17 protein-coding genes are annotated in these 17595 nt (G+C 75.3%); 12 read left to right on the forward strand and 5 right to left on the reverse strand.

Annotation, left to right across the window (positions count from 1 at the left end; translation table 11 throughout):
• The first annotated feature begins 3 nt into the window (after positions 1–3).
• A complete protein-coding gene (locus AC6CH6_RS11425; protein ID WP_498255211.1) occupies positions 4–1566 on the forward strand; it encodes an MDR family MFS transporter in 1563 nt (520 codons plus the stop codon).
• Positions 1567–1607: 41 nt separating this feature from the next.
• Entirely contained in the window at positions 1608–2087 is a 480-nt protein-coding gene (gene rraA / locus AC6CH6_RS11430) for a ribonuclease E activity regulator RraA (RefSeq protein WP_017834086.1), read from the forward strand.
• A 26-nt stretch (positions 2088–2113) separates the two neighbouring features.
• Here the strand turns inward: rraA and AC6CH6_RS11435 are convergent, their stop codons facing one another.
• The 4 genes from AC6CH6_RS11435 to AC6CH6_RS11450 all read right to left on the reverse strand — a co-directional run bounded on the left by AC6CH6_RS11435 (position 2114) and on the right by AC6CH6_RS11450 (position 6791).
• Positions 2114–3742, reverse strand: a complete 1629-nt coding sequence (locus tag AC6CH6_RS11435) for an amidohydrolase (RefSeq protein ID WP_498255212.1) — start codon at positions 3740–3742, stop codon at positions 2114–2116.
• Positions 3743–3873: 131 nt separating this feature from the next.
• On the reverse strand, positions 3874–5910 hold the full coding sequence (locus AC6CH6_RS11440) for an oxidoreductase (RefSeq protein ID WP_498255213.1): 2037 nt from the start codon (positions 5908–5910) through the stop codon (positions 3874–3876).
• Positions 5911–5982: 72 nt separating this feature from the next.
• On the reverse strand, positions 5983–6531 hold the full coding sequence (locus AC6CH6_RS11445; RefSeq protein ID WP_498255214.1) for a hypothetical protein: 549 nt from the start codon (positions 6529–6531) through the stop codon (positions 5983–5985).
• Positions 6532–6560: 29 nt separating this feature from the next.
• On the reverse strand, positions 6561–6791 hold the full coding sequence (locus AC6CH6_RS11450) for a hypothetical protein (protein WP_498255215.1): 231 nt from the start codon (positions 6789–6791) through the stop codon (positions 6561–6563).
• A gap of 224 nt (positions 6792–7015) precedes the next feature.
• Here AC6CH6_RS11450 and AC6CH6_RS11455 point away from each other — a divergent pair, with 224 nt between their 5' ends.
• Both AC6CH6_RS11455 and AC6CH6_RS11460 read left to right on the forward strand, forming a co-directional pair.
• Positions 7016–7579, forward strand: coding sequence for a Dps family protein (locus tag AC6CH6_RS11455; RefSeq protein ID WP_133411430.1), 564 nt, complete (start codon positions 7016–7018; stop codon positions 7577–7579).
• Positions 7580–7662: 83 nt separating this feature from the next.
• Positions 7663–8430, forward strand: a complete 768-nt coding sequence (locus tag AC6CH6_RS11460; protein WP_498255216.1) for an endonuclease/exonuclease/phosphatase family protein — start codon at positions 7663–7665, stop codon at positions 8428–8430.
• Positions 8431–8470: 40 nt separating this feature from the next.
• Here AC6CH6_RS11460 and AC6CH6_RS11465 read toward each other — a convergent pair whose 3' ends face one another.
• Positions 8471–10120 (reverse strand): SLC13 family permease, encoded by a 1650-nt coding sequence (locus AC6CH6_RS11465; RefSeq protein WP_498255217.1) that lies wholly within the window; start codon positions 10118–10120, stop codon positions 8471–8473.
• A gap of 273 nt (positions 10121–10393) precedes the next feature.
• Between AC6CH6_RS11465 and AC6CH6_RS11470 the strand changes: the two genes are divergently transcribed.
• From AC6CH6_RS11470 to AC6CH6_RS11505, 8 genes are read left to right on the forward strand one after another with little or no spacing between them, the layout of a single operon-like run.
• Positions 10394–10654 (forward strand): monovalent cation/H+ antiporter complex subunit F, encoded by a 261-nt coding sequence (locus AC6CH6_RS11470; protein ID WP_498255218.1) that lies wholly within the window; start codon positions 10394–10396, stop codon positions 10652–10654.
• Positions 10651–10962, forward strand: a complete 312-nt coding sequence (locus AC6CH6_RS11475) for a cation:proton antiporter (protein WP_498255219.1) — start codon at positions 10651–10653, stop codon at positions 10960–10962. Before AC6CH6_RS11470 ends, AC6CH6_RS11475 begins: the two co-directional genes overlap by 4 nt.
• Positions 10955–11929: a hydrogenase subunit MbhD domain-containing protein gene (locus AC6CH6_RS11480; RefSeq protein WP_498255220.1), complete on the forward strand. Its 975-nt coding sequence runs from the start codon at positions 10955–10957 to the stop codon at positions 11927–11929. The genes AC6CH6_RS11475 and AC6CH6_RS11480 overlap by 8 nt, the downstream gene beginning before the upstream one ends.
• On the forward strand, positions 11926–12255 hold the full coding sequence (locus tag AC6CH6_RS11485; RefSeq protein ID WP_498255221.1) for an NADH-quinone oxidoreductase subunit K: 330 nt from the start codon (positions 11926–11928) through the stop codon (positions 12253–12255). Before AC6CH6_RS11480 ends, AC6CH6_RS11485 begins: the two co-directional genes overlap by 4 nt.
• Entirely contained in the window at positions 12252–13727 is a 1476-nt protein-coding gene (locus AC6CH6_RS11490) for a complex I subunit 5 family protein (protein ID WP_498255222.1), read from the forward strand. The genes AC6CH6_RS11485 and AC6CH6_RS11490 overlap by 4 nt, the downstream gene beginning before the upstream one ends.
• The gene (locus tag AC6CH6_RS11495; RefSeq protein ID WP_498255223.1) at positions 13724–15268 is read left to right on the forward strand and encodes a complex I subunit 5 family protein; all 1545 of its coding nucleotides are present in this window, start codon (positions 13724–13726) and stop codon (positions 15266–15268) included. Before AC6CH6_RS11490 ends, AC6CH6_RS11495 begins: the two co-directional genes overlap by 4 nt.
• Positions 15265–17070, forward strand: a complete 1806-nt coding sequence (locus tag AC6CH6_RS11500) for a proton-conducting transporter transmembrane domain-containing protein (RefSeq protein WP_498255224.1) — start codon at positions 15265–15267, stop codon at positions 17068–17070. Before AC6CH6_RS11495 ends, AC6CH6_RS11500 begins: the two co-directional genes overlap by 4 nt.
• Positions 17067–17576 carry a Na+/H+ antiporter subunit E gene (locus tag AC6CH6_RS11505; RefSeq protein WP_498255225.1) on the forward strand — a complete coding sequence of 170 codons (510 nt, stop codon included), beginning with the start codon at positions 17067–17069 and terminating at the stop codon, positions 17574–17576. Before AC6CH6_RS11500 ends, AC6CH6_RS11505 begins: the two co-directional genes overlap by 4 nt.
• Positions 17577–17595: the final 19 nt, after the last annotated feature.

Genomic DNA, 17595 nt, shown 5'->3' on the forward strand with positions numbered 1-17595 from the left:
CCGGTGGTCGCGGACCCCGGCCGCACGGAGCGCCGCCGGCTGCGGCTGACGTTCCTGGGCCTGCTCATGGCGGTCCTGCTGGCCGCCCTCGACCAGACGATCGTGGCCACGGCGCTGCCCTCGATCGTCGGGGACCTGGACGGGCTCGACCGGATCTCCTGGGTGGTCACGGCGTACGTGCTCGCCGCGACCGTGGGTCTGCCGGTCTACGGGAAGCTGGGCGACCTCTACGGGCGCAAGCGGATCTTCCTGGTGGCCGTCGTGGTCTTCCTGCTGGGCTCCGTGCTCTCGGGCGCCGCCCAGGACATGACGCAGCTCATCGTCCTCCGCGCGCTGCAGGGCCTGGGCGGCGGCGGCCTCCTGATCGGGGCGCAGGCGATCATCGCGGACCTCGTGCCCGCCCGCGAGCGCGGCAGGTACATGGGCGTGATCGGGGCGGCCTTCGGTCTCGCCTCGGTGAGCGGGCCGCTGGTCGGCGGGTTCCTCACGGACCTCGTGAGCTGGCGGTGGGTGTTCTACATCAACCTGCCCCTGGGCCTGGTGACGCTCCTGTTCATCCCCCGGTTCCTGCACCTGCCGCACGTCCCCCGGGGACGGGTGCGGCTCGACGTGCTCGGGACGGCGCTGCTGGCGCTGGGCAGCGTGGCGTTCGTGCTCCTCACCACGTGGGCCGGCACGGCGTACGCGTGGTCGAGCCCGCGGATCCTCGGCCTCGCCGGGACGGTCCTGGTGCTCGGCGTGCTGTTCGTGCTGGTGGAGCGCCGCGCCGCGGAGCCGATCATCCCGCTGCACCTGTTCCGGGTGCGCAACTTCGTGGTGCCCACCGCGGCGGCCGTCGGCATGGGCGTGATCATGTTCGCGACCATCACCTACCTGCCCACCTACCTGCAGATGGTCGACGGCGCCTCGGCCACCACCGCCGGCCTGATGATGATCCCCGTGACGGCCGGGATGCTCGTCGGCACGATCGGCACCGGCCGCCGCATCGCGCGCACGGGGCGCTACAAGCACTGGCCCGTGCTGGGCTCCGCGGTGATGGCCGCCGGGCTCGCGCTGCTCTCGCTGATCGACGAGACCACCCCGTACGCCCTGACGGCCGCGGGGATGGCCGTCACCGGTCTCGGCATCGGCTGCCTCATGCAGAACCTCGTCCTGATCGTGCAGAACGCGGTGCCGCCCGCGGAGCTGGGGGCCGCGACGTCGTCGTCGAACTTCTTCCGCCAGATCGGGGCGTCCTTCGGGATCGCCGTGTTCGGCTCCGTCTTCGTCGCCCGGCTCGACGACGCGCTCGCGGGCCGCGCCGTGCCCGCCCTCGACCTCGACGCCCTGAGCCCCCAGGTGCTCGCGGGACTGCCCGCCCCGGTGCAGGAGGCCGTCGCGCAGGCCTTCGCCCAGTCCCTGCCGCCGATCTTCCTGTGGGGTCTTCCGGTCGCGGCGGCGTGCCTCGTGCTGTCCCTGCTCATCGAGGAGATCCCGCTGGGCACCGCCGTGCCCGCCGCGCGGGAGGAGGCGCCGGGGCCGGCCGCGGCGCCCGCCGGGGCCGAGCGCGGCGGTTCCGCTGGCTAGGCTGGTGCCGGAACCACCACCGGATGCCTCAGGAGCAGCTCATGACCGATCCGCGCCCGTTCACCACCGCCGACCTCTACGATGAGCGCGGGGAGCAGCTGATGTCCTGCCCGCGCCAGTTCCTCGACCTGGGCGGGACGGCCGCGTTCACCGGGCCGGTGCGCACGGTCCGCTGCTTCCAGGACAACGGCCTGGTGAAGGCCGTGCTCAACTCCCCGGGGGAGGGCGCGGTCCTCGTCGTGGACGGCCACGGCTCCATGGGCACGGCGCTCATGGGGGACATGATCGCCGAGTCCGCGGTGCGCAACGGGTGGGCCGGGGTCATCATCAACGGCCCCGTGCGGGACCGGGTCGCCCTGGCCGGGCTGCCCCTCGGCGTCAAGGCCCTGGGCTCCAACCCGCGCAAGTCCGCCAAGGACGGCGTCGGGGAGCAGGACGTGCCGGTCGTCATCGAGGGCGTGACCTTCCGCCCGGGCCGGACGGTGTGGGCCGACGAGGACGGGATCCTCGTGGAGGGCTGAGCGCCGTCCGCTCCGTCCGGCGCCGTTCAGCCGGCGCGGTGGGTGAGCCGGCCCCCGCGGTAGGTCGCGCGCACGCCGATGTGCTCCACCGACCCGCCCCGCCGGTGCACCTCGAGGGGGTTCTCCTCCAGCACCACCAGGTCCGCGAGCTTGCCCGGGGCGAGCGAGCCGATCCGGTCGAACATCCCCAGCGCCTTCGCGGCCTCGGACGTGTAGGCGGCGAGGGCCTGCAGCACGTCGAGCCGCTCCCCGGCGGGACCGAACCGCCGCCCGTCGCCGTCGAGGCGGTCGGTCCAGGCCTGGACCGAGCGCAGCACGTCGCCGTCGGCGACCGGCCGGTCGGAGCTGCCCGCCACCCGCACCCCGGCGTCCAGGAAGCTGCGGCCCCGGTAGGTCCAGTCCGTGCGCTCGGGGCCCAGGAGCCGGCGGAACTGGGCGGCCATGGGGCGCAGGAAGCCGATCTGCGGGGTCACCACGATCCCCGCGGCCGCGAGCCGCGGCAGCTGGTCCGGGCGGGTGATGCTCGCGTGCTCGATCCGGTTGGGCAGCCGGTGGCGCCCGTGCTCGTCCTGGCAGCGGGTGATCACGTCGATCGCGAAGTCGATGGCCCGGTCCCCGATCGCGTGGGCGGCCACCGACCAGCCCGCACGGTACGCCGCGTGGATCGCCTCGGCCATCTGCTCGGGGTTCTCCTGGAAGTAGCCCGTCGAGTGGCCTCCGCAGAACGCCTCGGTCACGGCGGCGGTCTCGCCGAGCAGCGAGCCGTCCACGAACACCTTGACCGGTCCGAGCCTGAGCTCGTCGTCGCCGAAGCCGGTGCGCAGCCCGAGGTCGAGCCCGCGCTCGGAGCCGTCCCCGAGCCCGCCGATCCCGTGCAGGACGTCCAGCACGGGCATCACCTGGGCCCGGGCGTGCAGGACGCCGGCGTCCCTGGCCTGCTGGTAGGCCTGCAGCTCGGAGGGGTTGTGCCCGATCCACCCGGCGCCCACCCCCGCCTCGGCGAACGTGGTGATGCCCTCGGCGGCGTAGCGGGCGGTGGCGCGGTCGAGCGCCGCCACGATCCGGTCCACCGGGTAGGGGCGGAACAGCTCCTGCACCACGGCCTGCGCGGTCTCCTCGACGAGGCCCGTGGCGCGGCCGGTGTCGTCCCGCACCACCCGTCCGCCCACCGGGTCCGGGGTCCCCGGGGTGAAGATCTCCGCCCGCCGCAGCGCCTCGGAGTTCACCACCGCCGCGTGGCCGGACGTGTGCCGGACGAACAGCGGCGTGCTGCCCGTGATGCGGTCGAGGACGTCGATGTCGGGCAGCGTCCCGCCCACGGTGGCCGGCAGGAAGCCGGTGGCCATGAGCCACTCCTCGTCCCGCGGCTTCGCGGCCATGCCGCGCTCCAGGGCCGCGTACAGCTCGTCCAGGGACGTGCAGCCGGAGAGGTCCACCTCCGCCAGGCCGAGCCCGAACCACGCGGTGTGGCAGTGCGCGTCCACGAACCCCGGCAGCACGGTGGCCCCGCCGAGGTCCACGGTCTCGGCCGCCGGCACGTCCGGGTCGTCGAGGACCACGATCCGCCCGCCGTGCACGCCGAGGCTCGACGCCGTCGGGCGGTCCGGGTCCATGGTCAGGACCGTGGCGTTGACGAGCAGGAGGTCGAGCTGCATGGGGATCCTTTCCGCGGGAGTGACCCCATCGTGGCACCCGGGGCCCGGCCCCGCACATCGCCGCACGGCGCGGCCCGCACCCGGCCCCGCCCGGGCCGGTCCCGCGAGGCCGGGCCCGGGGCCGGGAGCGGTCAGCCCAGGGCGGCGACGAGCTCCGTGGCCTGCCGGATCGCCCGCTTGGCGTCCAGCTCGGCCGCCACGTCCGCCCCGCCGATGAGGTGCACCGGCACGGCGCCGGTGTCGTGGCCGGTCCCGAGCAGCGTGTCGTGCAGCCGCCGCAGCGGCTCCTGGCCCGTGCACAGCACCACGGTGTCGACCGGCAGCACCTGCTCGACCGGCTCCGTGCCGTCGGGTCCCGGCGCGGTGAGGTGCAGCCCGTCGTCGTCGATCCGCCGGTACGTGACCCCGCTCAGGGTACGGACGCCGCCGGCCCGGAGCGAGGTCCGGTGGATCCAGCCGGTCGTGCGGCCCAGGCCGGCCCCGAGCTTGCCGGGGGAGCGCTGCAGCAGCGTCACCTCGCGCGCCGGGCGCCCGGGCCGCGGCGGGACCAGCCCGCCCCGGGCGGACAGCGTCGTGTCGACGCCCCACGCGCGGTAGAAGTCCGTGCCGGCGGAGTGCAGGAGGAACTCGGCGACGTCGAAGCCGATGCCCCCGGCGCCCAGGACCGCGACCCGGCGGCCCACGGGCGCCCCGTGCTGCAGGACGTCCCGGTAGCCCACGACCGACGGGTGCTTCACCCCCTCGATCGCGGGCACGCGCGGTTCCACGCCCGTGGCGAGCACGAGCCGGTCGAAGCCGCGCAGGTGCCCGGGCCCGGCCTCCGTCCCGAGCCGCACGTCCACCCCCAGTTCGGCGAGCCGCACGCCGTAGTAGCGCAGCGTCTCCGCGTACTCCTCCTTGCCGGGGATGCGCAGCGCCATCAGGAACTGCCCGCCGATCCGGTCCGCCGCCTCGAAGAGGGTGACGGCGTGCCCGGCCTCCGCGGCGCCGACGGCGAAGGCCAGCCCCGCGGGGCCCGCGCCGACCACGCCGATCCGCTCGGCCCGGCGGGTGGGGCCGAGGCGCAGCAGGGTCTCGTGCCCGGCCCGCGGGTTGACCAGGCAGGACGCGGTGCGGCCCGCGAAGGTGTGGTCCAGGCACGCCTGGTTGCACGCGATGCACGTGTTGATGGTGTCCGCCCGGCCGCGCGCGGCCTTGACCACGAAGTCCGGGTCCGCGAGCAGGGGCCGGGCCAGGGACACCATGTCGGCGTCCCCGTCCGCCAGGATCCGCTCCGCCGTCTCCGGGGTGTTGATCCGGTTCACGGCGACCAGCGGGATCCCGACCTCGCCCTTGAGCCGGCGCGTCACCCAGGAGAAGCCGCCGCGGGGGACGACCGTGGCGATCGTGGGGATGCGCGCCTCGTGCCAGCCGATGCCGGTGTTGAGCAGGGTGGCGCCGGCGGCCTCGACCGCCCGGGCCAGCGCCACGACCTCCTCGAGCGTGGAGCCGCCCGGGACCAGGTCCAGCATGGAGAGGCGGTAGATGAGGACGAAGTCCGGGCCGGTGCGCTCGCGGACGCGGCGGACGATCTCCACGGGCAGGCGCATCCGGTTCGGGTAGCACCCTCCCCACTCGTCGGTGCGGTGGTTGGTCTCGGCGGCGACGAACTCGTTGATGAGGTAGCCCTCGGAGCCCATGATCTCCACGCCGTCGTAGCCGGCCTCCCGGGCGAGCGCGGCGGTGCGGGCGAAGTCCTCGATGGTCCGCTCGATCTCCTCCGCGGTGAGCTCGTGCGGCACCACGGGGCTGATGGGGGCACGCAGGGCGCTCGGTGCCACGGCGGCCGGGGCCTTGGCGTAGCGGCCGGAGTGCAGGATCTGCAGGGCGATCCTGCCGCCCTCGGCGTGCACGGCGCCGGTCACCAGGCGGTGCCGGGCCACCTCCTCGGGGGTGCGCAGGAGGGCGCCCCCGGCCCGGGTGGCGCCCTCGGGGTTCGGCCCCACGCCGCCCGTGACGATGAGCCCCACCCCGCCCCGCACGCGCTCCGCGTAGAACTCCGCGAGCCGCTCGAACCCTCCGGGCAGCTCTTCGAGACCGGTGTGCATCGATCCCATGAGCACCCGGTTGGGCAGGGTGGTGAAGCCCAGGTCCAGGGGTGCGAGCAGGCGCGGATAGGGCACGGTCATGTGATACTCCTCGTCTCAGGTACTTGGTCACCGTAGGCGAGGAGTGAGCCGCCTCACAAGCGCGGCGCGGGCTCAGAGCGCGGCCAGCAGGTCCTTCCAGGCCGCGCGCCACCGCAGGACGTCCTCCGCGGAGGCCAGTCCGGTGTGCGCGAGGGCCACCGTGGCGCGGCCGCCCGCCTTGGCGCCGATGTTCGCGGAGACCCTGGTCCCGTCGGCCAGGCGAACGCGCCAGTAGCGCCACTTCTCGGTGGCGGCGGTGGTGGGCGGCTGCTGGAACGGGACGCCGCCGACCTCCGTGCGGCCGGCCATGAGCGCCGTCCACCGGGCGAGCGCCTCGTCCGGGGTGCCGGCCACCGTCCGGCTCGCGCTCGCCCCGAAGGTGCCGTCCCCGGCCTGACCGGGCCGGCGGGCTCCCGTGTGCTGCTCGTAGGCCACCGCGACGGACTGCGCCCACCACTCGTGGTTCTCGACGACGCCCTCGAGCTGCTCCGCCACCCGGCGGGCGACCTCGGCGTGGCCCATCGTCCGGGCGCCGAGCTCGTCGAGCCGCGCCGTCCAGGTCTCCCACGGGATGCCGGTGGCCCGCGCGATCCCGGCGGTGCTGGTGCTGCGGGTGCTCATGGGATCCAGGGCAGCGGCGGCGCGCCGGGTCAGTCCCCGGCCGTGGGGCCGTGGCCTCTCGCGCCCTCGCCCGCGCCGAAGTCCGGGTCGGCGGGGTCCGCGGCGTCCCCCGCGCTCGGCACGCGCTGGCCGGCGTTGGTCTGACCCAGGGGGTCCGGGGCCGTCTCGAGGTCGCGCGCCGGGGTGTCGGGGACGCCGACGTCGTCGGCCAGGTGCGGGTCGTCGGGGAGCTGGTCGCCGGAGGCGGGAGTCGTGTTCATGGGCCCAGCCAATCAGTGGCTCCGCGTCCTGGCAAGGATCTGCTCAGGCGTCCGGCGGCGGGCGCGCACCGCCCGGATATCGCGGACAGCGAAGCGAATGGACAGGGTGCTGACAGTGGGTGGGGGGCGTGCCATAGTGGGGGCAGAGGCCCGTCCCGCGGGCCGCCCACAGTTGTCGAGCCAGGCCGCCGCCCCGCGGCGGCCGGAAACACGGAGACGAACTCATGGCCACCCCGAACCAGCGCACCGCCCCCTACACCGTGCCCGGCCTGTCCACCGAGAACGGTCACGAGGTCGCCCAGACGCTCCAGCAGCGCCTGCACGCCCTCAACGACCTCCAGCTCACGCTCAAGCACGCCCACTGGAACGTGGTGGGCCCCAACTTCATCTCGGTCCACGAGATGCTGGACCCGCAGATCGAGCTCGTGCGCGGCTTCGTCGACGAGCTCGCCGAGCGCATGGCCACCATGGGCGTGGGCCCCTCCGGTCTGCCGGGCGATCTCGTCCAGGCCCGCACCTGGGACGACTACTCGGTCCACCGCGCCACCGGCGTGGAGCACCTCGCCGCCCTCGACATCGTCTACAACGGCGTGATCGAGGACCACCGCGACGCGATCCAGAAGGTCGGCGAGCTCGACCCCGTCACCGAGGACATGCTCATCGGCCAGGTCAAGGAGCTCGAGCTCTTCCAGTGGTTCATGCGCGCCCACCTCGAGAACAGCGGCGGCGACCTCCAGCACGGCGGCGCTCGCACGGAGCAGGGCGCGGCGGAGTCCGCCGCCCAGTAGTCCGTCCCGCGACCGTGGCAGCCCACGCCCGCCCCGGCCCCGCCGACCCCCGTGGTCCGCGGGGCCGGGGCGCGTTCACGGCCATGACCTTCAACGTCCGGCGTCCCCTGCCGAAGTACGGCCGGACGGCGCCGGACGCGTGGTTCACCCGGGCCCCCGCCGTGCAGGCCGTGCTCCGGGCCCACCGGCCGGAGCTGACCGCCCTCCAGGAGGTCCTCCCGGAGCAGCTGCACCACGTCCGGCAGGCCCTGGGCCCGGACCACGTCCTCCTGGGCGGGGGCCGGGACGCCGACGGCGGCGGCGAGCGGTGCCTGCTGGCCGTGGACACCGCCCGCTTCCGGATCGAGCGCTGGCAGCAGCGGTGGCTGTCCGCGCTGCCGGAGGTCCCGGGGTCGAAGGTGCCGGGGGACCTCTTCCCCCGCACCCTGGTGCTGGCCGACCTCACGGACCGGCGCACGGGAGTGGCCTGGCGGGTGGGCGCCACCCACCTGGACCCGTGGCCGGAGCGGGCGCGGCTGCGCCAGCTGGCCGCGCTCCAGGGCCTCCTCCTCGGGTGGGACGGCCCCCTGGTGCTCCTCGGGGACATGAACGCGGCCGCCGGCCGCTCCCGCACCTGGGACGCCGCGCTCGCCGGCGGGCTGCGGGACACGCTGCCCCCGGACGCCGCGGGGACCTTCCCCCGCTACCGGGAGCCCGGCGGCAGGACGCCGCGCCTGGACTGGATCCTGTACGGCGGCCCGGTCCGCGTGCTCGACGCCCGGGTCCTGGCCGAGCGCCCGCGCGGGGTGTGGGCCTCGGACCACTTCCCGGTGCTGGCCGAGCTCGAGCACGACGGCGGCCCCGCCTCCTGAGGCCGGGGCCGCCGTGCGCCCGCCCGGTGGGACGGGCCGGTCAGTACACGATGCTGAACACCCAGACGCCCAGCGTCATGGTCAGGAGGGTGATCAGGACGATCCCGATGAGGTTCAGCCACAGCCCGCCCTTGATCATCTGCCCGATGGTCACGTAGCCGGAGCCGAACGCGATGGCGTTGGGCGGGGTGGCCACCGGCAGCATGAACGCGCACGTGGCCGCGAGGGCCACCGGGATGGCCAGCAGCATGGGGTCCAGTCCCAGGCCGAGGGCCACGCCCCCGGAGACGGGCAGGAACGTGGCCGCCGTGGCGGTGTTGCTCGTCAGCTCCGTGAGGAAGAGAATGCCGGCGGCGAAGATCGCCACGACCAGGACGACCGGCACCGCGCCCAGTGCCGCGGCGCCCTGCCCGATCCAGTCGGTCAGGCCGGAGGAGGTGAACTGCGCGGACAGGGCCAGCCCCCCGCCGAAGAGCAGCAGCACGCCCCACGGCAGCTTCACCGCGGACTCCCAGTCCAGCAGCCGCACCCCCCGCCGGGCCCCGGCGGGGAGCAGGAACAGCAGCAGCCCCACGACCATGGCGATGCCGGCGTCGCTGATGGGCGGGGAGTCGAAGACGATGGGGACGAACACCCAGCTGAGCGCGGCCAGCGCGAAGATCGCGAGCACCAGCTTCTCCCCGGTGGACATGGGGCCGAGCTTCTCCAGCTCCTGGTCGATGAGCTTCCGGCCGCCGGGGATCTCGTCGATCTCCGGTCTGAACAGGACCTTGGTGAGCAGGAACCAGGCGACGACGAGCATGACGGCGGACAGCGGCACGCCCACGAGCATCCACTGGCCGAAGCCGACGTCGATGCCGTGCGCCTCCTGGAGGTAGCCGACCATCAGAGTGTTCGGCGGGGTGCCGATGATCGTGCTGAGGGAGCCGATCGAGGCGGCGTAGGCGATGCCCAGCATCAGCGCGGTGCCGAAGTTGGAGGCGATGACCGCCTCCTTCACCTCGGCGCTCTGCGGGTCGGCGCCCTCCAGGTCGGCGTCCTCCAGCGCGCCGCCGTCCGTGCCGCCGGCCGGCGCACCGGAGTCCTCGAGCAGCTTGGGCAGCAGCAGCAGCACGGACACCCCGATGGGCAGCATCATCACGGCGGTGGCCGTGTTGGAGACCCACATGCTGAGGAACGCGGTGGCCAGCATGAACCCGGCCACCATCTGGGCCGGCTTGGTGCCCATCACGCGCACGGTCCGCAGGGCGATCCGGCGGTGCAGGTTCCAGCGCTGCATCGCCAGCGCCAGCAGGAACCCGCCCATGAACAGGAAGATGATGTTGCTGCCGTAGGAGGCGCCGACGTCGTCCACGGCGACGTCCTCCCCGAGCACGGGGAAGACGATCAGCGGGAGCAGGGCGGTGGCCGGGATCGGGATCGCCTCCGTCATCCACCACACGCCCATCAGCACCGCGGTGGCGGCGGTGAGCTTGGCGGGGTGGGCCAGGTCGGCGGGCATGACGACGTAGACCAGCAGGGCCAGGACCAGGCCGGCCACGAGCCCCGCCCACCTGATCCGGTGCGTCTTGGCGTGCACCGGGGGCGCCTCCTCCCCGGGGGAGCGGTGCTCGGCGTCCTCCCCGCCGCTCGGCCGGGGACTGCTGCGCTGCGTCGACGGGGCTCCGGGGACGGACGGCGTGCTGGCCATGTCTGCTCCACGTCCTCTCGTGGTGGCGGGTCGGGATGCCCCCAGTCTAGGGGGGCCGGCGCGCTCGGTGTGATCCGGGACACCGCGCCGGACCGCCCGGCCGGACGGCCCGGCGGGGCCCGGATCCGGCTGGTAGGGTCGGGATCGACCCTCCGTCCCGAGGAGCACGATGCGCTACGACGCCCGTCGCCGATCCGGGAACGGAGCCGCCCACGGCAGGCCGGCCGTCCGGTCGCCGGTCGTCCGCGCCGCCCGTCCGCGAGGCGCCCCGCCATGATCGGGCCGGTCCTCGACGAGGTCGCCGTGGTGCTCGGCGCCAACCTCCTGCTCTGCCTGGTCCGGGTCCTGCGCGGCCCGACCGGCCGCGACCGCCTCCTGGGCGTCCTCCTCTCGGGCACCACGGGGGCCGGGCTCCTCGCCGTGCTGTCCGTGCGCACGGGCGTGCCGGCCCTGCGCGACGCCGCCCTGGTCATGATGGCGCTGGCCGCGGTGGTGGCGGTGTCCCGGCTGCGCGCGGAGGCGGAGGAGCCGTGACCGCGGACCTGGCCCTGGACCTGCTCTCGACCGTCCTCGTCGTGGCCGGCACGGCCTTCTTCACCATCGGCACCCTCGGTCTGCTGCGGCTGCCGGACCTGCGCACCCGGCTGCACGCGCTCACGAAGGCCGACAACCTGGGCCTGGGCCTGGTGATCGCCGGGCTGGCCGTCCAGGCGGGCTCGGTGGGCGCCGCCGCCAAGCTGCTCGTGATCTGGTCACTGGCCATGCTCGCCTCTCCGGTGGTCGCCTCCCTGCTGGCCCGGCGCGAGGGACTGCGCCCGGCGGAGGAGGCCGTCGATGAATGACGAGCCGCTCCGGGCCCTGGACGTCCTGCTCGGCCTGGCCGTGCTGGCGGGGGCGGTCGCGGCGGTGACGCCGCGGCGCCGGATGAGCGCCACCGTGTCCTTCCTGGTCCTCGGGGTGCTCCTGGTCGTGCTGTGGACCCGCCTCGGCGCCCCGGACGTCGCCCTGGCGGAGGCCGCGATCGGCACGGGGGTGACCGGAGCGCTGTTCGTGGACACGGTGACCCGCGGGCGCGGCGCCCCGGACGGGGACCACCCGGTCTCCCGGCGGCCGGTGGCGACGGCCGTGCTCGGGGTGACGGCCGGTGTGCTCCTCGGCGCCGGTCTGGCGGTGGCGCTCGTGCGGGCCGTCAGGAGCGGGCGCACGGGACTCACCGAGCAGGTGCTCGGGCGGACGGGCGAGTCGGGGGTCGACCACCCCGTGACGGCCGTGCTGCTGAACTTCCGCTCCTACGACACGCTCCTGGAGATCGCCGTGCTGTTCGTCGCGGTCCTGGCCGTCGCCGTGACCCTGGGGACCGGGTCCGGCCGGCCGGCCGCCGCGGCCCGCCGGACCCGTCCCGTCGCCGCGGCCGGACGGCCGGAGACCCTCGTCTGGTTCTGCCGGGTGATCTCCCCGGCGCTGCTCCTGATCGCGGCCTGGGTGCTGTTCGCGGGCTCGGACCGGCCCGGCGGGGCCTTCCAGGCGGGCGCGGTGCTGGCCGGCGCCCTGATCCTCATGGACACGGCCGGGCTGGGCCCGTCGCCGCGGCACGGCGGGCTGCTGCGCGCGGCCCTGGTGGCCGGTCTCCTGGTCTTCCTCGCCGTGGCGGCCTGGGGACCGGCGACGGGCGGCGCGTGGCTGGCACTGGACCCGGTGTGGGCCGGATGGGCGATCGTGGCCGTGGAGACGACGCTGGCCCTGAGCATCGGCACGGCGCTGACCGTGGTCTTCCTGGCGCTGGGCCGGGAGCGGGTGGCCCCCCCGTGAGCGTCCTCGAGTGGTACCTGTGCGTCGCCGCGGCCCTGACCGTCCTGGGGTCCGTGCGCCTGCTGCTGGCACACGACCCGCTCGTGCGCCTCATCTGCCTCAACGTGGCCGGCAGCGGAGCCCTGCTGTCCCTGGTGGTCCTGGCGGCGCGCTCGGACCCGCCGGACCCGGTGCCGCACGCCCTGGTGCTCACGGGCATCGTGATCACCGTGGCGTTCACCGGGGTGGGCCTGGTCCTGCTGCGGCGCACCGAGGAGGCACCGGCGGACCCTGGTGAGGCTCCGCCGGACCCCTGGGGGCCGGCAGGGGAGGAGGGCGGCCGATGAGCGACCCCTCCGCGCTGCTCGGCCTGGTGGTCCTCGCCCCGCTGGCCCTCGCGGTGCTCACGGCCGTCCTGCCGGGCCGGTGGCTGCCCCCGGTGGGCCTGCTGGGCGCGGCCGCCGTGGCCGCGGCGGCGCTGGCGCTCGTGGCGCACGTGGCCGGCTCCGGCACGGCGGCGCACGACCTCGCCGGGTGGGGCGCGCCCCTGGGCATCGCCCTGCACGCCGACGGGCTCAGTGCGGTCTTCCTCCTGCTGACCGCGCTCGTGGGCGCGGGCGTGACCGTGTACGCGGCCTCCGACCGCGCGGCCACCGGGGACGACGCCCGCTTCTGGCCCCTCTGGTTCGCCACCTGGGCGGGCCTCGACGCGGTCTACGTGGCGGGGGACCTCTTCAACACGTACGTGGCCCTCGAGGTCGTGGGGATCGCCGCCGTGGGGCTCGTGGCCCTGGGCGGGCGGCAGGCGTGGGGCCCGGCCCTGCGCTACCTGCTGGTCGCGGTGCTGGGCTCCACGCTGCTCCTGGTGGTGGTCGCCCTCGTGTACGCGCAGGCCGGCACCCTGGACCTCGTCGCGGCCGGCGACCGGCTGGCGGGCGCCGGGTGGGACAACCGCTGGGCCGCGGTGCTGCTCGTCGCCGGGCTGGGCCTCAAGGCCGCCCTCGTGCCGATGCACGCGTGGCTGCCGCCGGCGCACGGGTCCGCGCCGACCGCCGTGAGCGCGATCCTCTCCGGGCTGGTGGTCAAGGCGGCGTTCTTCGTGCTGGTCCGGATGTGGTTCTGGGTCCTGGGGCCCGAGCCCACGGTGGCGGTGCTGCTCGGTCTGCTCGGCTCCCTCGCCGTGCTCTGGGGCGGCACGATGGCCCTGGCCCAGCAGCGGCTCAAGCAGGTCGTGGCCTACTCCACCGTGGTGCAGATGGGCTACCTGTTCCTGCTCTTCCCGCTCTCCACGGCCTCGGCGCAGGATCCCGAGGCCCTGCGGGCGCTGTGGGGCGGGACGGCGGCCCTGGCCGTGGGCCACGGCTTCGCGAAGGCCTCGCTGTTCCTCTCCGCCGGGACGCTCAAGAGCGTCTACGGCACCGACTCGCTGCCGGCCCTGGCGCGCGTCGCGCGGCCCCTTCCCTCCGTGGTCATGGCGATGGGCGTCGCCTCGGTGACGCTGGCCGGCCTGCCGCCGAGCCTCGGCTTCGCGGGCAAGTGGCAGCTCGTCCTGACGTCCGTGGACAGCGGGCAGTGGGGCTGGGCCGCGGTGGTGGTCGGCGGCGGGCTGCTCTCGGCCGCGTACCTGCTCAAGCCCCTCACAGTGATGCTGCGGGAGCCGCAGGCCGGGGCGCTGCCGCTGCCGGCGTCCCGCTCGGCGCCCCTGCCGGTCCGCTGGGTTCCGCTCGCGCTGGCGCTCGTCCCGCTGCTCGCCGGCCTCGGCGGCCCGGTCCTCACCGAGCTCGTGAGCCAGGCGGTCCCACCGGGGGTCGGCCCATGAGCACCGGCGGCTTCGCCTCCACCGGGCCCAGCGTGGTCCCGCTGGTCATGGTGCTGATCTCCCTGGTCCCCGGCACCGTCATCTTCTTCCTCCGCGAGGACCAGGTCCGGTCGCGCTCGGCGCTCAACCTCGCCGCCGCCGTGGCCAAGCTCGGGCTGGTGTCCGCGCTCGTGCCGGTCGTGGTCGCCGGGGCCCGGCCGGAGTGGCGCACGCCCCTGTTCCCCGGGACCGACCTCGTCCTGCGGGCGGAGCCGCTCTCCCTGCTGTTCGCGGGCCTCTCCGCGGTGCTGTGGCTGCTGACCACCGTGTACGCCATCGGCTACCTCGAGCAGTACTCCCACCGGAGCCGGTTCTTCGGGTTCTTCAGCCTGTGCGTGGCCGCCACGGTGGGCATCTCCTTCTCGGGCAACCTCGTGACCTTCCTGGTCTTCTTCGAGCTGCTCACCATCACCACCTATCCGCTCGTGGCCCACTGGGGGACCGCCGGAGCGGTCCGTGCCGCGCGGCTGTACCTGTACTACACGCTGTCCGGCGGGCTCAGCCTGCTGGCCGGGGTGGCGCTGCTGAGCGTCCGCGCCGGGCCGGTGGACTTCACGGCGGGCGGGGCCGCCGCGGTCCGGGTGTTCGCCGCGGAGGACCCGGCCGGCGCCGCGCTCGCCTTCGCGCTCATGGTGGCCGGGCTCGGGGTCAAGGCCGCCCTGTTCCCGCTGCACGGCTGGCTGCCCCGGGCCATGGTGGCGCCGGCCCCGGTCAGCGCCCTGCTGCACGCCGTGGCCGTGGTCAAGGCCGGGGTCTTCGGGATCGTCCGGGTGGTCGACGACGTCTACGGCGTGGAGCTGGCCCACGCGCTCGGGCTCCTCGGCCCGCTGCTGGCCCTGGCCGCCTTCACGGTGGTCTTCGGCTCCGTCCTCGCCCTGCGCCAGCAGGACCTCAAACGACGCCTGGCCTACTCGACCGTCAGCCAGGTGTCCTACGTGACCATGGGCATCGCCATGTTCAGCGAGGCCGCGACCGCGGGGGGTCTGGTCCACCTGGTCCACCAGGGGCTGATGAAGATCACCCTGTTCTTCTGCGCCGGGATCTTCGCGGAGGTCCTGGGCGTGAAGACCGTGGCCGGGCTGGCCGGGGTGGGGCGCCGGATGCCGCTGACCGCGGCCGCCTTCACGGTGGGCGCGTTCGGGATGATCGGCCTCCCGCCGGTCGCGGGCTTCGTCTCCAAGTGGCAGCTCGGGCGCGGTGCCCTGGACGCGGGGCACCCCGAGATCGTCGGGGTGCTGCTGCTCAGCGCCCTGCTCAACGCCGCCTACTTCCTGCCGGCCGTCTACGCCCTGTGGTTCCGGGAGCCGGAGGACGGGGGGAGCGGCGGGGCCGGGCCCCCGGCGCACGGCCCCGGCGGTCCCCTGCGGGAGGCGCCGGGCGCCCTGCTCGTCCCCGTCCTGACGACGGCGGCCCTGTCGCTCGCCGCCGGCGTGCTCGCGGGCGTCCCGTACTCGCCCCTGTGGCTGTCCCTGCTGATCGCGGAAGGAGCGCACCCGGGATGACCGTCGCGCTGTGGTCCCTCGCCCTGCTCTATCCGCTCGTGCTCACCGCGGCCCTGGCCGTGAGCGGGCTCGCGGCCCCGGAGCGCGCCGCCCGCACCCGGCGGCGCCTGATCCGCTGCGCCCCGCCGGCGGTGGTCCCGTTCGTGCTCCTGACGCTGCTGCCGCAGGACGGGCCCGCCGGGCGCCCGGTGCTCGAGGTGCCCTGGATGCTGTTCGGGGTGTCCTGGGAGCTGGACCCGGTGGCACGGCCCCTGGCGCTCACAGGCGCGCTGCTCTACGGGGCGGCGCTCGCGGCGACCACGTGGCTGCGGCCCGCACCGGCGGAGGGGATCGGCTCCGCCGGGCTGACGGGCTTCCTGCTCGTCAGTCTGGTCGGGAACATGGGGGTCTACGCGGCCGCGGACGCCGTGTCCTTCTACCTGTGCTTCGCGCTCATGAGCTTCGCGGCCTACGGGCTCGTGGTGCACCACCGCACCCGGGAGGCGCGGCGCGCGGGACGCGTCTACCTCGTGCTGACCGTGCTGAGCGAGTCCGCGATCCTCGGCGCCCTGCTGCTCGTCGTGTCCGCGGGCGGGATGCGCCTCGCGGACGCCCCCGCGGCCGCGGCAGGCTCCGAGCACCTGCACTGGATCGTGGGGCTGCTGCTGGTGGGCTTCGGTGTGAAGGCCGGCGCCCTCCCGCTGCACGTGTGGCTGCCCCTCGCCCACCCGGCCGCCCCGCCGGCGGCCAGCGCGGTGCTCTCGGGCGCCATGGTCAAGGCCGGCCTGGTGGGCTGGCTCCGGTTCCTGCCCCTCGGCGAGGTCGCCCTCGAGCGCTGGGGCACGGCCCTGGTGCTGCTCGCCCTGCTCGGAGCGTTCCTCGCCGTGCCCGCGGGGGACCTGCAGGCGGACCCGAAGGTCGTGCTCGCGTACTCCACGATCAGCCAGATGGGGTTCCTCACCGCCCTGGTCGGGGTGGCCCTGGCCGTCCCGGAGCTTGCCGAGGCGTGCATCGGGGCCGCGGTCGTGTACAGCGTGCACCACGGCCTCGCCAAGGGCGCGCTGTTCCTGGGGGTGCCGGTGTGGAAGCACTTCGGGGCCGCCCGCACCGCCCCGCTGGCCGTGCTGGGGCTGTGCGGGGCCGCGCTCGCCGTGGCCGGGGCGCCGTTCAGCTCCGGGGCGGTGGGCAAGTACGCCGCCAAGAACGCCGTCGAGGGCGTCACCGTCGCGGGCCTGGACCTCACGCAGCTCCTGCCGCTCGTGGCCACGGGCTCCACCCTGCTGCTGCTGCGCTTCGGGCTGCTCCTGGTGCGGAGCGAGCGCGGGCCCCGGCACCGGCCGGACGCCGAGCTGTGGGCGTGGCTGCTCATCGTGCTGACCGGGATCACGCTGCCGTGGACCCTCACGCGGCAGTGGGTGCCGATCGCGGCCTACCCGGGGATCGAGCCCGTCACCCTCTGGGGCGCCTCGTGGCCGATCCTGCTCGGCCTGGCGATCGGTGCCGCGTGGTGGCGGCTGTCGGCACGGGACGCGGTCCCCGCGTGGGCGGCGCACCCCGACGGGCGGACCGTGCCCCCCGGGGACCTGCTGGTCCCGGAGGAGCGCGTGCTGCGGCGGATCGGCCGCTCGGCGGTCCGCGCCGAGCAGGGCGCCGCACGGACCCGGGCCGCGGTGCGGGCTGCCGCCGGCCGGCTCCGGCCGGGGCCCCGGAGGATCGCCGCCGTCGGGTCCGCGGTGCGCGCGGTGCACTCCTGGTCCGGCAGCGGGGTGGCGCTGCTCCTGCTGGTGACCGGCACGGCCGTGGCACTGGCGGTGGTCCCGTGAGGTGGGCCCGGGCGGTGGTGGTCCGCGGGGCGCTGCTCGGCCTGCTGTGGTGGGTGCTCACCGAGGGCGACTCGCCCGGGTGGTACTACGGGGTGGTGGCCGGCGCGGTGGCGCTCGCGCTCAGCCTGCGGCTCTCCCCGCCGGCGGCACCGCGAGGACGCTGGGTCTCCCGGGCCTGGCCCACGGTCCGGCTGGTCGTCTGGTTCCTCGTCCACTCCGTGCTGGGCGGCCTCGACGTCAGCCGCCGCATCCTGGCCCGGCGCGTGGACGTGCTCCCCGAGGTGCAGCGCCACCCCCTCCTCCTGGAACCCGGGCACCAGCGGCAGGTCGCCCTGGCCATGGTGAGCCTGATGCCCGGAACGCTCATGGTGGGCATGGAGGAGGACACCGCGCTGATCCACGTCCTGGACTCCCGGATCCAGGTGGCCGAGAACTGGGCCGCGCTGCAGCGCGGGATCGCGGCGGCCGCCGGGGCGCCCCTCCGGGAGGGCGGCCCACCTCGGTAGGATGGACATCCGGCACCGC

It is taken from the genome of Kocuria sp. GQ42 (genome assembly GCF_059758435.1).

Coding starts and splice junctions, on each gene's coding strand:
- rraA (WP_017834086.1), top strand. CDS start 1,608: ATGACCGATCCGCGCCCGTTCACCACCGCCGACCTCTACGATGAGCGC.
- AC6CH6_RS11435 (WP_498255212.1), bottom strand. CDS start 3,742: ATGCAGCTCGACCTCCTGCTCGTCAACGCCACGGTCCTGACCATGGAC.
- AC6CH6_RS11440 (WP_498255213.1), bottom strand. CDS start 5,910: ATGACCGTGCCCTATCCGCGCCTGCTCGCACCCCTGGACCTGGGCTTC.
- AC6CH6_RS11445 (WP_498255214.1), bottom strand. CDS start 6,531: ATGAGCACCCGCAGCACCAGCACCGCCGGGATCGCGCGGGCCACCGGC.
- AC6CH6_RS11450 (WP_498255215.1), bottom strand. CDS start 6,791: ATGAACACGACTCCCGCCTCCGGCGACCAGCTCCCCGACGACCCGCAC.
- AC6CH6_RS11455 (WP_133411430.1), top strand. CDS start 7,016: ATGGCCACCCCGAACCAGCGCACCGCCCCCTACACCGTGCCCGGCCTG.
- AC6CH6_RS11460 (WP_498255216.1), top strand. CDS start 7,663: ATGACCTTCAACGTCCGGCGTCCCCTGCCGAAGTACGGCCGGACGGCG.
- AC6CH6_RS11465 (WP_498255217.1), bottom strand. CDS start 10,120: ATGGCCAGCACGCCGTCCGTCCCCGGAGCCCCGTCGACGCAGCGCAGC.
- AC6CH6_RS11470 (WP_498255218.1), top strand. CDS start 10,394: ATGATCGGGCCGGTCCTCGACGAGGTCGCCGTGGTGCTCGGCGCCAAC.
- AC6CH6_RS11480 (WP_498255220.1), top strand. CDS start 10,955: ATGAATGACGAGCCGCTCCGGGCCCTGGACGTCCTGCTCGGCCTGGCC.
- AC6CH6_RS11490 (WP_498255222.1), top strand. CDS start 12,252: ATGAGCGACCCCTCCGCGCTGCTCGGCCTGGTGGTCCTCGCCCCGCTG.
- AC6CH6_RS11495 (WP_498255223.1), top strand. CDS start 13,724: ATGAGCACCGGCGGCTTCGCCTCCACCGGGCCCAGCGTGGTCCCGCTG.
- AC6CH6_RS11500 (WP_498255224.1), top strand. CDS start 15,265: ATGACCGTCGCGCTGTGGTCCCTCGCCCTGCTCTATCCGCTCGTGCTC.